Genomic DNA, 14331 nt, shown 5'->3' on the forward strand with positions numbered 1-14331 from the left:
GATGAGCCCTTGGCCAAGTCGCCGCTACCTTGTCAAAACGGGCATCAAAATATGCAACGCAGCTTTATTCCCGGCATTCTTGCCATGGCCGCCATTGTCGTGGCCTCGAACATCCTGGTCCAGTTCCTGATCCTTGACGGGCTGTTGACCTGGGGTGCCTTCACCTATCCGCTGGCCTTTCTGGTCACTGACATCATGAACCGCGTCTATGGCGTGGGCCCGGCCCGCAAGGTCGTGTTTGCCGGGTTTGTCACCGGTATCATCTGCTCGCTGATCGGCAGCCAGATCGTGCTGCAAGGGGACGGCTTCACCTATACCGCCGTACCGCTGCGGATCGCAGTCGCGTCGGGTACCGCCTTCCTGATCGCACAGCTGACCGATGTGACCATCTTCAATGCGATGCGCGGCGGTCGCTGGTGGCGCGCGCCGCTAGTCTCAACCCTTGTGGGCTCGGCTTTGGACACTGCGATCTTCTTTACCCTCGCCTTCTCGGCCTCGGTTACGGTCTTCGGTGCTGGCGCAGACGCAGCCATCAGCTGGGCGTGGGAGCCTGTGCCCTTCATGCTGTCCGGCCCGATGGCCCCCCTGTGGGTCACACTGGCCTTTGCCGATTGGCTGGTGAAACTGTCCCTGGCGCTGATCGCGCTGATTCCGTTCAAGGTGATTGTTTCCCGCCTGACTGCGCAGCCCGCGTAAAAAACGTTTGGAGAATGGCACAACTTGTGCCACCATCCTTTTCAACCGCAACAGATAGAAAAGGAGGTGATCCAGTGTCGAGAAAGAGATTGGAGAGAGGTGTCGGAACAACCGGGGGGATCGCCTGCTAGGGCAGCCCTTGGCGGAGCGCTCGCTCCGGCTGGTCGATTGATCTAACCGACCCGACCTCCTGAACTTTCGAAGGGCCGTCCCGCCGGGGCGGCCCTTTCTGTTTCTGTGCGGTCCCTGTAAGGTCCGCCTCATGTTGCGCATCACCGACGAGATCACCCTGCAGGACTGGGAAATGACGGAAAGCTTCGTGCGGTCCTCTGGCCCCGGCGGGCAGAACGTCAACAAGGTGTCCACCGCCGTCGAGTTGCGGTTCGAAGCCGCGCGCTCGCCTTCACTGCCCGACCCGGTGAAGAACAGGCTGAAACGGCTGGCCGGGCGGCGCTGGACCAAGGATGGCGCGATCATCATCCAATGCGAAGAAACCCGATCTCAGGCCCGCAACCGCGAACTTGCCCGCGCCCGACTGGCCGAACTGATCGCCCGCGCGCTGGTCAAACCCAAACGGCGGGTCGCGACGAAACCGACCTATGGGTCGGTCAAACGGCGGTTGGCAGCGAAAAAGGCGCGTGGTGACGTCAAGGCGCTGCGTGGCAAAGTGTCGGAAGAATGATCTGGCATCTTTGCGATGCGTTGCTACTCTGCCCCTGACAGGCAGGAGGGCAACATCATGAGGCTGGACGGAAAAACCGCAATCGTGACCGGCGCGGCGTCCGGGTTCGGGGCAGGGATCGCACAGAAGTTTCTGGCCGAAGGGGCCCGTGTGATGATCGCCGATATAAACGGCGACGCAGCGCAGGACATGGCCGCGCAACTTGGACCAAACGCCTTGGCGCAGCAGGTGGATGTGGGTGACCGTGTCTCGGTCCAGGCCATGGCCGATGCAGCCTATGCCACATACGAACATCTCGACATTCTGGTCAACAATGCGGGCGTCACGCATCTGCCCACACCGCTGGAAGATGTCAGCGAGGATGACTTTGAACGCGTCTTCAATGTGAACATGAAATCCGTCTACCTGACCGCCCGCGCCTTTGTCCCCGCGATGAAGGCCCGCGGCGCGGGGGCTATCCTCAACGTCGCCTCCACAGCAGGCCTGTCGCCGCGCCCTAACCTGAACTGGTATAACGCCTCCAAGGGCTGGATGATCACCGCAACCAAGACCATGGCCGTTGAACTCGCCCCCTCTGGTGTGCGGGTGAACGCGATCTGCCCGGTGGCGGGTGAAACCCCGCTATTGAAATCCTTCATGGGCGAAGACACGCCCGAGATTCGCGCCAAGTTTCTCTCAACAATCCCGCTCGGCCGCTTCTCGACCCCCGAGGACATGGCCAACGCCGCCCTGTTCTTGTGCTCGGACGAAGCCAGCATGATCACCGGAACCGCATTGGAGGTCGACGGTGGCCGTTGCATCTGATCCGCTCTTCATCTGGCTAAAAATATCCCCGCCGGAGGCAGCGCGCCTGCGCGCTTCCCGGCCCCAACCTCGACAAAATCAATGACCCCTGGACCCAGAAACCTGATCACCGATGTCCCTGGCCTGCGGGTCGGCAACGCGCAGGATGGCACGCTGAAATCCGGCACAACCGTCCTGACGGCGGATGCGGCCTTCACAGCTTCGGTCCATGTGATGGGCGGCGCGCCGGGAACGCGCGAAACCGATCTGCTTGCGCCGGACAAATCGGTTACACGGGTTGATGCGATTGCGCTGTCCGGTGGTTCGGCCTTCGGGCTGGATGCGTGTTCGGGCGTCTCCGATGCGCTGCGGGCGCAGGGCCGGGGGTTTCCGGTCGGGGACACTGTGGTTCCGATCGTGCCGGGCGCGATCCTGTTCGATCTGCTGAATGGCGGCGACAAGGAGTGGGAGGAAAACCCCTATCGCGCATTGGGGCGCAGCGCGTTCGAAAACGCCAGCGAAGACTTCGCGCTGGGTACGGCGGGCGCAGGCACGGGTGCTCTGGCGGCGATGCACAAGGGCGGGCTGGGCTCCGCCTCGCTGGTGCTGGAAAGCGGTATCACCGTTGGCGCGCTGGTTGCGGCCAACCCGCTGGGCAGCGTCACCACACCGGGTGAGCGTCATTTCTGGGCGGCGCCGTTTGAAATCGGGGATGAATACGGCGGTTTAGGCCCTGATCCCAATGCCGGTCTGGGCCGTCCGCCCCCCAGTCGCAAGGCACAGGCGATGCGCGGCGATCCCGAGAAAACAAACACCACGATCGCGATTGTCGCCACCGATGCCGCTTTGTCGAAACCTCAGTGCCAGCGCGTTGCCGTGGCGGCCCATGACGGCATCGCCCGCGCTGTGCTGCCGGCGCATACGCCGGGCGACGGGGATCTGGTCTTTGGGGTCGGCACCGGGGCAAGGACACTGTCCTCTGACGCCGAGCTTGGGATGATCGGCCACGCGGCTTCGATCTGCCTTGCACGTGCCATTGCGCGCGCGGTTTATCTGGCGACCCCGGCACAAGGCGATCTGTTGCCCTGTTGGTCCGTGTTACATGACTTAAGTTAAGGACAGCCTCTATGTCGCAGTGGCAGAGTGTCGTCACGCGGCAATCTGCCGGTTGACTCTTTTTTGTACCGACGGTCCATTCGGTGCAGCCAATTTCGTATCGGAGCTAAGACAATGAATCGTATCCTCGCTACCGCAATTGTCGGCCTGCTGGCCCTGCCAGCGTATGCAGAAGGTGATGCCGAGGCCGGCAAGAAAGCCTTCAACAAGTGTAAATCCTGCCACCTGATCGCTGACCCTGCCGGCGAAGTGATCGTGAAAGGCGGCAAGACCGGACCCAACCTCTACGGCGTCGCAGGCCGGACCGCTGGCACCTATGAAGGGTTCAAATATGGCGACAGCATCGTCGCCGCCGGTGAAAACGGGCTGGTCTGGGACGAGGAAACCTTTGTCGCCTATTCGCAGGACCCCAAGGCGTTCCTGAAAGACTATCTGGATGACACCGCGGCCAAGTCGAAAATGACCTTCAAGCTGAAATCCGGGGCCGAGGACGTTTTTGCCTATATCGTCAGCGTCTCTGGCGAATAAATTCACACGTTCATAACGGGTGACATGACGAAAGGCCGCAGCCCCTGCGGCCTTTCGTGCGCTTGATAACTGGCCTTAACGTTGCCAATTTGACCTCACGTGGCGAAACAACACTCCGACGGGGCCGCGACGCCAAGCCGATCCGGCCTTAGCTTTTCTTTTTACTTCCCCCGTCCTACGGATCGGCAGCAGGAGACGACCGATGGGAATCATGATCCCGGCCTGGGTTGATGGCGAACTGACCCCAGTAGACAAGCTGGAGGCACATCAGAAAGGCCTCAGGCACAAGGCGGTGTCGGTTTTCGTTATTCGCGGGACCGAGATTTTGCTGCAGCGGCGCGCGCTGGGCAAATATCACACGCCTGGCCTGTGGGCGAATACCTGCTGCACCCATCCCGACTGGGGCGAAAACGCCTCGACGTGTGCCGTGCGCCGCTTGCGGGAAGAGCTTGGGATCACCGGTCTTTACCCGGAATACCGCCACCGGCTGGAATATCACGCCGATGTCGGTAACGACATGGTCGAACATGAGGTGGTGGATGTCTTTCTGGCCCATGTGCGCGGCCCGCTGAAGATCGAGCCGAACCCGGACGAGGTGATGGAGATCCGCTGGATCGACTATCACGACCTGCTGGCCGAGGTGCAGCGCCATCCGGACCGGTTCACGCCCTGGCTGAAGATCTATCTGCACAACCACGCCGACACGATTTTTGGCCCCGACCTGATCATTTCCGCAAAATCCTGAGGCGCAGGGCATATCCTTGCCTTGCATGGCCGCTGCAAGCGGCCTAAATCAACGCGTCATGGCCAAGCAGAAGACCGACCCGAATTACAAAGTGATCGCCGAAAACCGGCGCGCCCGCTTCGATTACGCAATCGAAGAGGATATCGAGTGCGGCATCGTGCTGGAAGGCTCCGAGGTCAAATCCCTGCGGGCCGGTGGTTCGAACATTGCCGAAAGCTACGCCTCGGTCGATGACGGAGAGCTGTGGCTGATCAACAGCTACATTGCACCGTATGAGCAGGCCAAGGTGTTCAAACACGAAGAACGCCGCCGCCGCAAACTGCTGGTCTCACGCAAGGAGTTGTCCAACCTGTGGAATGCGACCCAGCGCAAGGGTATGACGCTGGTGCCGCTGGTTCTGTATTTTAACCATAAGGGCCGGGCCAAGCTGAAGATCGGCATCGCCAAGGGTAAAAAGCTGCACGACAAGCGAGAAACGCAGGCCAAGCGCGACTGGTCACGGCAAAAGCAGCGTTTGATGAAAGATCACAGCTAGGGTGGGTGACACCCCGACCACTGCAAAGCCTTGGTCTGAAAGCCTAAATCAGTTGGACGTCGGGTCTCTCATACCGATCCTAAGGTTCAGCGACGACCGCGCCCAGGGGGACTGGACGCCATCCGTTTCGCTGATAACATCCGAGCGCACCTGATCAAACATCTGATCAAGCGACAGGCCCGAGGTCCTGATCCCGCGCGCAATCGCTGCTGTATAAGGGCTGTTGGTTCCGGTCCCATCAAGTGCAACGTCACCGGGGCCTGTGGCATAGGCGATCAGGTTGTTCGTGCGTGCGGTCATACGCGCCAGCCCGTCGCCCACATCCAGAACCACATCCGATTGGCTGCTGAACGGATTGTCGCGGCAGGCGTCAAGGATCATAACGCTTACAGCCTGTGGCGAGTGAAAGCGATCCAAAACCCATTCTGCCGGGACAGCTTCGCCCGCTATGTCAGCCTCGGACTGAATGTTCACACCCAGCGGAAGAAGATAGTTGAAACCATCACTGCGCACCCCGTGTCCCGCGAAATAGAATACGGCCAACGCCTCGGACCCCGCCGCGCGTACTTTGCTGGAAAAGGTTTCGACTTCGCGCATCATCTCTGCGCGGTTCGCATCTGTCAGCGTTGTGACCGAGAAACCGGCGTCGCGCAGTTCATCGCTCATCAATTGCGCGTCGTTCACGGGGTTGTCGAGCGCCGGGACATTTGTGTATCCGGCATTCCCAATCACCAAAGCAAACCGTTCATGCGCCGCTGACGGCCCTGCTAACAGGGCGGTCACGATATAAAATGCTGCAAAAATACGCGTCAATTCGGCCTCCAGGTTTTATGGGTAAACGTCATTCAGGTTTTGCTTCACCGGTATCGCCCGAAGCACAAGGATAGAGCCGCAGAAACCAACCGCCACCCTTGCTCATCCCATTAAAATGCCATCGCTGCCTGTACCGCGCGTTGCCAGCGGGCATAGGCGGCGTCGCGGGCTTCTTGCGCCATCTCCGGTTCAAAGCGTTTGTCCAGTTGCCATGTCTCGGCAAATCCGGCTTGATCGGGGTAAACGCCTGCTCTCATCCCGGCCAGCCACGCCGCGCCCAGAGCGGTTGTTTCCTGCATCACCGGGCGATCCACCGGCGCGCCCAGACAGTTTGACAGCCCTTGCATGGTCCAGTCCGATGCGCTCATCCCGCCATCAACGCGCAGGATCACATCGGCCTCGGCGCCCCAGTCGCCTTGCATGGCGTGCCACAGATCGCGAGTTTGAAAGGCGATGCTGTCCAGTGTGGCGCGGGCAATTTCGGCACGGCCCGAGTTGCGGGTCAGTCCGAACATCGCGCCCCGGCAGTCGGGTTTCCAATAGGGCGCGCCCAGCCCGGTGAAGGCAGGTACCAGCACTACATGCTGGGTCGGATCGGCCTGCGCTGCCAGATCGCCGCTTTGTGGGGCGGCATCTATGATTTTCAGCGCGTCCCGCAACCACTGCACCGCAGCCCCCGCGATGAAGATTGACCCTTCCAGCGCATAGGTCCTCTGCCCGTCCAATTGATAGCCAATGGTGGTCAGCAGGCGGTTCTTCGAGGCGACAGGCTGCGTGCCGGTATTCAGCAGCGCGAAACATCCCGTTCCATAGGTCGATTTCATCATGCCGGGTTGGAAACAGGCCTGCCCGATGGTGGCGGCCTGCTGATCCCCCGCGACGCCCAGGATTGGGATATTGCCGCCCAGCAGCGACGTGCTGCCGAAATCCGCCGCGCAATCCAGCACTTGCGGCAGCATCGCCAACGGCACATCCAGAAGCTCGCAAATCTCTGCACTCCACGCGCCCTTGTGGATGTCGAACAAAAGGGTGCGGGCGGCGTTTGTGGCGTCGGTCACGTGGCTGCGCCCTTCGGTCAGACGCCAGATCAGAAAGCTGTCGATGGTGCCGAACAGCAGCTCTCCGGCCTCGGCCCGGTCGCGCGCGCCATCGACGGTGTCCAGCAGCCATTTGACCTTGGTGCCCGAGAAATAGGGATCCAGCAGCAGCCCGGTCTGGGCGGTCACGTCATCTTCGCACCCGGCCTGTTTGTAGCGGGCGCAGATCTCGGCGGTGCGACGGTCTTGCCAGACGATGGCGTTGTGGATCGCCTTGCCGGTGGTCTTGTCCCAGACCACGGTGGTTTCGCGCTGGTTGGTGATGCCGATCCCGGCGATCTGGTCGGCTGAGACCTTGCTGGTCTCCATCACCTCGCGGCAGACGGTCAGGACGCTGTCCCAAATATCCTCGACATCATGCTCAACCCAGCCTTCCTGCGGGAAATGCTGTGGAAATTCACGCTGCGCCGTTCCGACACGGTTCATCTGCGCATCGAACAATATCGCGCGTGAGGACGTGGTGCCCTGATCGATTGCCAGAATATAGGTCATGCCTGCGCGCCTCTCCCAAACTGTTTTGCGGGACTTTAGCGCAAACAATGACGCTCGGGCCAGAGCGTTCAGACGGGAATATTGTCGATCAGGCGGATTCCGTTCAGCCAGGCGGCAGCCAGCAGCCGGGCGGGGCGATCCGGATGGGGCAAAGGCTCAAGCGTTTCGGCGCAATGCAGCTTGAGGTACTCGACCTGCGAAAACCCCGCGGCCAGCAGATCGGCCTGCGCCTGTTTCACCAGCGGATCAAACTCTGCGCCGGTTTTCAATGCGTCAGCGATGTCCTGCATCACCCTGTTCAGATGTGCGGCCACCCCAAGCGCCTCGGGCGACAGGCGCAGGTTACGCGAGGACATGGCCAGCCCCGAAGGCTCGCGCACCGTAGGGCAGCCGATCACTTCGACGGGGATGTCCAGATCGCGCGCCATGCGGCGTACGACCAGCAATTGCTGATAGTCTTTTTCCCCGAAATACGCCCGGTCTGCCTGCGTTTGCAGGAACAGCTTGGCGACCACGGTGGCCACCCCGTCAAAATGGCCGGGGCGGAATTCACCCTCAAGCACGTCGGTCAGGTCGGTGACCGAGACATTGGTGGCAAAGCCTTGCGGATAGATCTCGTCGGGTTCGGGCACATAGATTGCATCGACGCCGTAGGGGGCCAGCTTTTCCGCGTCCTCAAGTTCGGTGCGCGGGTAATTGGCCAGATCCTCGGGGTTGTTGAACTGTTTGGGGTTCACAAAGATGGTGACGATCACCCGGTCGGTGCCCGCCCGCGCGGCCTCGGCCAGTGACAGGTGGCCCTGATGCAGCGCACCCATGGTGGGCACAACGCCGATGGTTTCGCCCTTGCGGTGCCATTCGGTGGTCAGCGCACGCAGGTCGGCCAGACGGCGCAGGATCGGTGCGGTCATGATTTGGGGCCTTTGGCGGGGGCCTGATCGGCAAAGACATGCTCGGCTGCCGGAAAGCTGCGCGCGCGGACCTCGGCGGCGTATTCGGAGATTGCAGCCTCGGCCAGTGGACCAAGCTCGGCATAGCGTTTGACGAATTTCGGTTTGAACGCTGTGAAAAAGCCCACCATGTCATCCACCACCAGAATCTGCCCGTCACACCCGGCGGATGCACCGATGCCGATGGTCGGGATCGCGACCTCGGCCGTGATCTGATCGGCCAGACCTTGCGGCACCTTCTCTAACACGACGGAAAATGCGCCCGCGTTGGTCACCGCATGGGCATCGGCCAAAACCGCCTGTGCCTGCTCATCCCGGCCCTGCACCTTGTAGCCGCCCAGCGTATTGATCGACTGCGGCGTCAGGCCGATATGCGCCATCACCGGGATACCGCGCTTGACAAGAAAGCGGATGGTTTCGGCCATTTCAACGCCGCCTTCCAGCTTGACCGCACCCGCGCCGGTTTCCGCCATCAGGCGGGCGGCGTTGCGGAACGCCTGCGCCGGGCTTTCCTCGTAGCTGCCAAAGGGCATGTCGATGACCATCATCGCGCTGTTCAAGCCGCGCGCGACGGCCTGACCGTGCAGGATCATCATCTCCATCGTCACGCCAAGGGTCGATTCCAACCCGTGCAGCACCATGCCGACGCTGTCACCGACCAGAACAAAGTCGCAATGAGCGTCCATCAGCCGGGCCATTGGCGTGGTATAGGCGGTCAGGCTGACCAGGGGCTCGCCGCCTTTTCGGGCGCGAATATCCTGGGCGTTCGGGGCTTTCTTGCGGGCGGTGGCGCTCATGCTCGCTCCTCGCGGGGTTCATGTTGCAGCGCGGCATAACAGATCAGGCAGGGCCATAGAAACCCCGGTTGCGCGAACATTTCCTTGAATGACCCAAGGTTTAAAGGAACACTGGCCCAGGAATAACCCGCACAAACGCGGTTACGTTGACTTCAACGGGGAGAGATTTTCATGACAAAGCAGGTGTTTCGAACCTTTGGCTCGGTGCTTGCGCTGAGCGCCGGATTGCTGGCAACGGGCGCGATGGCCAAGTCCGACATTACGATTGCGATGCAGTTGGAACCGCCGCATCTGGATCCAACCAGTGCTGCTGCGCAGGCAATCGATTCGGTGGTTTACACCAATATCTTCGAAGGGCTGACCCGGTTCATGGGTGACGGCTCGGTCGTGCCGGGGCTGGCGGAAAGCTGGGAAATCTCGGATGACGGTACGGTCTATACGTTCAAGCTGCGTGAGGGTGTGACCTTCCATGACGGCAGCACGATGGATGCCGAAGACGTCAAGTTCAGTCTGGACCGCGCCAATGCCGATGACAGCGCCAACGCGCAGAAAGCCCTATTTGCCGGGATCGAAAGCGTCGAAGCCGTGGACCCGCTCACCGTCAAGGTCACCCTGTCCGAGCCAAACGGCAATTTCCTGTTCAACATGGCCTGGGGCGATGCGGTGATCGTCGCATCCGAAAGCATCGAGGACATCAAGACCAACCCCGTCGGCACCGGAGCCTTTACCTTTGGCGAATGGGTGCAGGGCGACAGTATCACACTGAACCGCAATCCCGATTATTGGGGCGATCAGCCCGCGTTGGAGACTGCTACCTTCAAGTTCATCTCGGACCCGACCGCTGCCTTTGCCGCCATGATGGCCGAGGATGTGGATGTGTTCGACAATTTCCCCGCGCCCGAGAATCTGCCTCAGTTCGAGGCTGATCCGCGCTTTCAGGTCCTTGTCGGCTCGACCGAGGGGGAAACGATCCTGTCCACCAACAACAAGCAGGCCCCGTTTGACGATATTCTTGTCCGGCAGGCGCTGGCCCATGCAATTGACCGTCAGGCGATCATCGACGGGGCGATGTTTGGCTATGGCACGCCCATCGGCACTCATTTCGCGCCACATCACCCGGCCTATGTCGATCTGACGGGCCAGTCGGCCTATGACCCGGAAAAGGCCAAATCCTTGCTGGCCGAGGCCGGATATGCGGAGGGGTTCGAGACCACTTTGCACCTGCCGCCGCCTTCATACGCGCGCCGGGGTGGCGAAATCATCGCAGCACAACTGGCCGAGGTTGGGATCACTGCCGAGATCATCAATGTCGAATGGGCGCAATGGCTGGAATCGGTGTTCAAAGGCAAGGATTTCGGCCTGACCATCGTCAGCCATACCGAGCCGATGGATATCGGTATCTATGCGCGGCCTGACTATTATTTCCAGTATGACAGCACCGATTTTCAGGCGCTGATGGATCTGCTGAACACCACAACGGACCCGGACGAACGCACCCGGTTGATGGGCGAAGCACAACGCCTGATCGCCAGCGACTATGTCAACGGATACCTGTTCCAACTGGCCAAGCTGGGCGTGGCCAAGGCTGGCGTGCAGGGGCTGTGGCAGAACGCGCCCACTGCGGCGATTGATCTGACGGCGATCAGTTGGTCCGAGTAAACCGGTGTTTCTGACTGGCAGGCTCATCGTATCGGCCTGCCAGACTTATGACCTTAATACAGGCCGGAAATGCTCCGATACGCTCTAAAACGACTGATCTCTTTGTTGATCAGCCTTGCTGTCGCCTCAGTGGTGATCTTTGCGGTGATCGAGATCGCGCCGGGCGATCCGGCCTCGTTCATGCTGGGTGTGAACGCGCAAGAGGATACGTTGGCTGCGCTGCGGGCCGAGTTGGGCTTGGACGGGTCCAAAGTACAGCGGTATTTCAACTGGGTCGGTGGAATGCTGGTGGGGGATTTCGGCACCTCTTACACCTACCGCACGCCGGTCTCGCAGATGATTGCGGATCGGCTTTGGGTCTCCTTGCCACTGGCTTTGTATGCGCTGACCCTGTCGACCCTGATCGCCTTTCCGGCAGGCATCTACGCTGCCGCGCGCCGGGGCAAACCCGGCGATCTGACGGTGATGGGAGCCACGCAACTGGGCATCGCCGTGCCGAACTTCTGGTTCGCGATGATGCTGGTCCTGATCTTTGCCATCAACCTGCGCTGGTTCAATGCGGGCGGGTTTGCAGGCTGGGACAAAGGGTTCTGGACCGGTATGCATTCCCTGACCCTGCCCGCGATTGCCCTGGCCCTGCCGCAGGCGGCCATTCTGGCGCGTGTGATGCGGTCGTCCTTGCTGGACATTCTGGGCGAGGATTTCATGCGCACCGCCCGCGCCAAAGGTCTGTCCCGCCGTCAGGCGCTGTGGCGTCATGGGGTTCGAAATGCGCTGATCCCGGTGCTGACCATTATTGGCCTTCAGTTCTCGTTCCTGCTGGCCGGGTCGATCATCATCGAACAGGTCTTCTACCTGCCCGGCCTCGGGCGGCTGGTGTTCCAGGCAATCTCGGCCCGTGACCTGATCGTGGTGGAATCGGTGGTCATGCTGCTGGTCTTCGCCGTCATCACCGTGAACTTTCTGGTCGATCTGGCCTATGCCGCCGTTGACCCAAGGCTAAGGAGCCGGACATGAGCCGCAACCTGATCCTTGGCGCGGCGCTGTCCTTGCTGGTCCTGCTGGCGGCGTTGGTGTCTTTTGTCTGGACGCCGTATGATTTTGCGGCTCTGAACATTCCGCAGAAATTGCAGCCGCCCAGCGCGCAGCACTGGTTCGGCACCGATCATTTCGGGCGCGACATGTTCTCGATGATCATGGTCGGCGCGCGGACGTCGATTGCGGTGGCACTGGTCGCAGTTGGGATTGGCATCGGCTTGGGCGTGCCGCTGGGTCTGACAGCGGCGGCACGCAAAGGGTCGTGGCTGGATGAGGTCATTATGCGCAGCAATGATCTGGTCTTTGCCTTCCCCTCGCTCGTCATAGCAATCCTGATCACGGCCGTTTTCGGGGCCGGAGCCATCAACGCGATCATCGCCATCGGCATCTTCAACATCCCGGTTTTCGCGCGCATCACCCGAGGGGCCGCGCTGTCGCTGTGGGAGCGCGAGTTCATCCTCGCCGCCCGTGTCTCGGGCAAGGGCGCGGCGCGGATATCGGTGGAGCATATCCTGCCTAACGTCGCCAATCTGCTGATCGTGCAGGGCACGATTCAGTTCAGCCTTGGCATTCTGGCCGAAGCTGGGCTGAGTTACGTCGGTCTGGGCGCTCAACCACCGACGCCAAGCTGGGGTCGGATGCTGGCCGACGCGCAGACAATGGTCAGTTTCGCCCCGCATTTGGCTCTGATTCCGGGCCTCGCGATCATCGTCACCGTGCTGGGGCTGAACCTGCTGGGGGACGGGCTGCGGGACTGGCTGGACCCCAGAATCCGGGTGGCGCGGGCATGAGTTTGTTACGGATCGAAAACCTGTCCCTTGGTATCCACGGGGTCGAGATTCTGAAACAGGTCGGCCTGATGATTGCGCCCGGTCAGATTGTGGCGGTGACTGGGGAAAGCGGCTCGGGCAAGTCGATGACGGCGCTGGCCGTGATGCAGTTGTTGCCAAACGGGGCGGACGGTGACGGTTCTATCCTACTGGACGGGCAGGAAATCCTGAACCGGCCCGAGGCCGAGATGTGTGCCTTGCGCGGCGCCTCGATCGGGATGGTGTTTCAGGAACCGATGACCGCGCTGAACCCGGTCAAGACCATTGGTGATCAGGTGATGGAGACCATTCTGATCCACAAAGCGATGCCCCCCGCGCAAGCGCGGGAGCGGGCGGAGGAAGTGCTGACGCGCGTCGGCCTGCCGCCGGATCGCTTCCCCTTGTCCCGCTACCCGCACGAGTTGTCGGGCGGGCAGCGTCAGCGTGTGGTGATCGCCATGGCCATAGCCCTGCGTCCCAAACTGCTGATCGCGGATGAGCCGACAACGGCGCTGGATGTGACCACTCAGGCCCAAATTCTGGAGCTGCTCAAGGGGTTGGTGACCGAATACGGTATGGGCCTGCTGATGATCACCCATGATCTGGCCGTTGTCGCCGATATGGCGGATCAGATCGTGGTCATGCGCCATGGCGCGGTGGTCGAAAGCGGTGCGACGGATCATCTGCTGCGCAATATGCAGCACCCGTATACGCGGATGCTGTTCGAGGCGTCGAACCATCAGGTGACACTGCCCGACGCCCAGCAGCCGCAGCCGCTGCTGGAGGTCACGCAGGTGATCCGCGACTATCGCCTGCCCCGCAAAGGCCTGTTCGACGCGCCGGGCCATACCCGCGCTGTGGATGGCGTCAGCTTCACCCTCAACCGGGGCGAGCGGCTGGGGCTGGTCGGAGAGTCCGGATGCGGGAAATCGACCCTAACACGGGCTATTTTGGGGTTGGAAGAGGTTCAATCCGGTGACATCCGGCTGGACGGTCAGCCGGTTTTTTCAGGCCACAAACCCAACCCGGCGGTGCGCCGCAAGATGCAGGTGGTGTTTCAGGACCCCTATGGCAGTTTCAACCCGCGCCACCGCGTTGCGCGGCTGATTACGGAACCTTTTCACCTGCTCGAAACCCCTCCCAAAGGGGCAGAGCGGCAGGATCGGATTGCCGAAATGCTGACCGCCGTGGGGCTGCGTCCTGAGGACGCCGACAAGTACATCCACGAATTCTCGGGTGGGCAGCGGCAGCGGGTTGCCATCGCCCGTGCACTGATCATCCGCCCAGAACTGATCCTGTTTGATGAGGCGGTTTCGGCCTTGGACGTTTCGGTCCGGGCGCAGATTCTGGACCTGCTGGCCGAACTTTGCTCGGCCTATGATTTGACCTACCTGTTCATCAGTCACGACCTGAGCGTCGTGCGCACAATTACGGACAGGGTGATGGTCATGCAGGCCGGGAAGATCGTTGAACAGGGCGAGACCGAGCAGGTCTTCACCCACCCGCGCCATCCCTACACCCAAAAACTGATCTCGGCCGCGCCGCAATTGCCTGAGATCGGGAAGGGTGCCGCATGAGTTTTCCCGTATTA

Annotated in this window: 15 protein-coding genes; 11 read left to right on the plus strand and 4 right to left on the minus strand. The window is 61.2% G+C overall.

The window, feature by feature from the left end; all coding sequences use genetic code 11:
- Nucleotides 1-51: 51 nt before the first annotated feature.
- The 7 genes from ACR0AC_RS10000 to smpB all read left to right on the plus strand — a co-directional run bounded on the left by ACR0AC_RS10000 (nt 52) and on the right by smpB (nt 5085).
- Nucleotides 52-696: a queuosine precursor transporter gene (locus ACR0AC_RS10000; protein WP_170453557.1), complete on the plus strand. Its 645-nt coding sequence runs from the start codon at nt 52-54 to the stop codon at nt 694-696.
- Nucleotides 697-958: 262 nt separating this feature from the next.
- Entirely contained in the window at nt 959-1378 is a 420-nt protein-coding gene (gene arfB / locus ACR0AC_RS10005; RefSeq protein ID WP_170453558.1) for an alternative ribosome rescue aminoacyl-tRNA hydrolase ArfB, read from the plus strand.
- A 57-nt stretch (nt 1379-1435) separates the two neighbouring features.
- Entirely contained in the window at nt 1436-2182 is a 747-nt protein-coding gene (locus ACR0AC_RS10010) for an SDR family oxidoreductase (RefSeq protein WP_170453559.1), read from the plus strand.
- 81 nt (nt 2183-2263) lie between these two features.
- A complete protein-coding gene (locus tag ACR0AC_RS10015; RefSeq protein ID WP_170453560.1) occupies nt 2264-3277 on the plus strand; it encodes a P1 family peptidase in 1014 nt (337 codons plus the stop codon).
- A 114-nt stretch (nt 3278-3391) separates the two neighbouring features.
- Nucleotides 3392-3805 (plus strand): cytochrome c family protein, encoded by a 414-nt coding sequence (locus ACR0AC_RS10020; RefSeq protein WP_170453561.1) that lies wholly within the window; start codon nt 3392-3394, stop codon nt 3803-3805.
- Nucleotides 3806-4007: 202 nt separating this feature from the next.
- Nucleotides 4008-4550 (plus strand): isopentenyl-diphosphate Delta-isomerase, encoded by a 543-nt coding sequence (idi, locus tag ACR0AC_RS10025; protein ID WP_170453562.1) that lies wholly within the window; start codon nt 4008-4010, stop codon nt 4548-4550.
- A gap of 58 nt (nt 4551-4608) precedes the next feature.
- Nucleotides 4609-5085, plus strand: coding sequence for an SsrA-binding protein SmpB (smpB, locus tag ACR0AC_RS10030; RefSeq protein ID WP_170453563.1), 477 nt, complete (start codon nt 4609-4611; stop codon nt 5083-5085).
- Nucleotides 5086-5133: 48 nt separating this feature from the next.
- Here the strand turns inward: smpB and ACR0AC_RS10035 are convergent, their stop codons facing one another.
- The 4 genes from ACR0AC_RS10035 to panB all read right to left on the minus strand — a co-directional run bounded on the left by ACR0AC_RS10035 (nt 5134) and on the right by panB (nt 9234).
- Entirely contained in the window at nt 5134-5898 is a 765-nt protein-coding gene (locus ACR0AC_RS10035) for a caspase family protein (protein WP_480626547.1), read from the minus strand.
- 110 nt (nt 5899-6008) lie between these two features.
- Nucleotides 6009-7487, minus strand: a complete 1479-nt coding sequence (gene glpK / locus ACR0AC_RS10040; protein ID WP_480873113.1) for a glycerol kinase GlpK — start codon at nt 7485-7487, stop codon at nt 6009-6011.
- Between the two features lie 68 nt (nt 7488-7555).
- A complete protein-coding gene (gene panC, locus ACR0AC_RS10045) occupies nt 7556-8398 on the minus strand; it encodes a pantoate--beta-alanine ligase (RefSeq protein WP_480873115.1) in 843 nt (280 codons plus the stop codon).
- Nucleotides 8395-9234 (minus strand): 3-methyl-2-oxobutanoate hydroxymethyltransferase, encoded by an 840-nt coding sequence (gene panB / locus ACR0AC_RS10050; RefSeq protein ID WP_170453567.1) that lies wholly within the window; start codon nt 9232-9234, stop codon nt 8395-8397. The genes panC and panB overlap by 4 nt, the downstream gene beginning before the upstream one ends.
- A 171-nt stretch (nt 9235-9405) precedes the next feature.
- Here panB and ACR0AC_RS10055 point away from each other — a divergent pair, with 171 nt between their 5' ends.
- From ACR0AC_RS10055 to ACR0AC_RS10070, 4 genes are all read left to right on the plus strand, one after another.
- A complete protein-coding gene (locus ACR0AC_RS10055) occupies nt 9406-10893 on the plus strand; it encodes an ABC transporter substrate-binding protein (RefSeq protein ID WP_480873118.1) in 1488 nt (495 codons plus the stop codon).
- A gap of 69 nt (nt 10894-10962) precedes the next feature.
- Entirely contained in the window at nt 10963-11910 is a 948-nt protein-coding gene (locus ACR0AC_RS10060) for an ABC transporter permease (RefSeq protein ID WP_480873120.1), read from the plus strand.
- Entirely contained in the window at nt 11907-12722 is an 816-nt protein-coding gene (locus ACR0AC_RS10065) for an ABC transporter permease (RefSeq protein ID WP_480780738.1), read from the plus strand. Before ACR0AC_RS10060 ends, ACR0AC_RS10065 begins: the two co-directional genes overlap by 4 nt.
- Nucleotides 12719-14317 carry a dipeptide ABC transporter ATP-binding protein gene (locus ACR0AC_RS10070; protein ID WP_170453571.1) on the plus strand — a complete coding sequence of 533 codons (1599 nt, stop codon included), beginning with the start codon at nt 12719-12721 and terminating at the stop codon, nt 14315-14317. The genes ACR0AC_RS10065 and ACR0AC_RS10070 overlap by 4 nt, the downstream gene beginning before the upstream one ends.
- Nucleotides 14318-14331 lie beyond the last annotated feature (14 nt).

This window comes from Ruegeria sp. H7 (assembly GCF_056532945.1).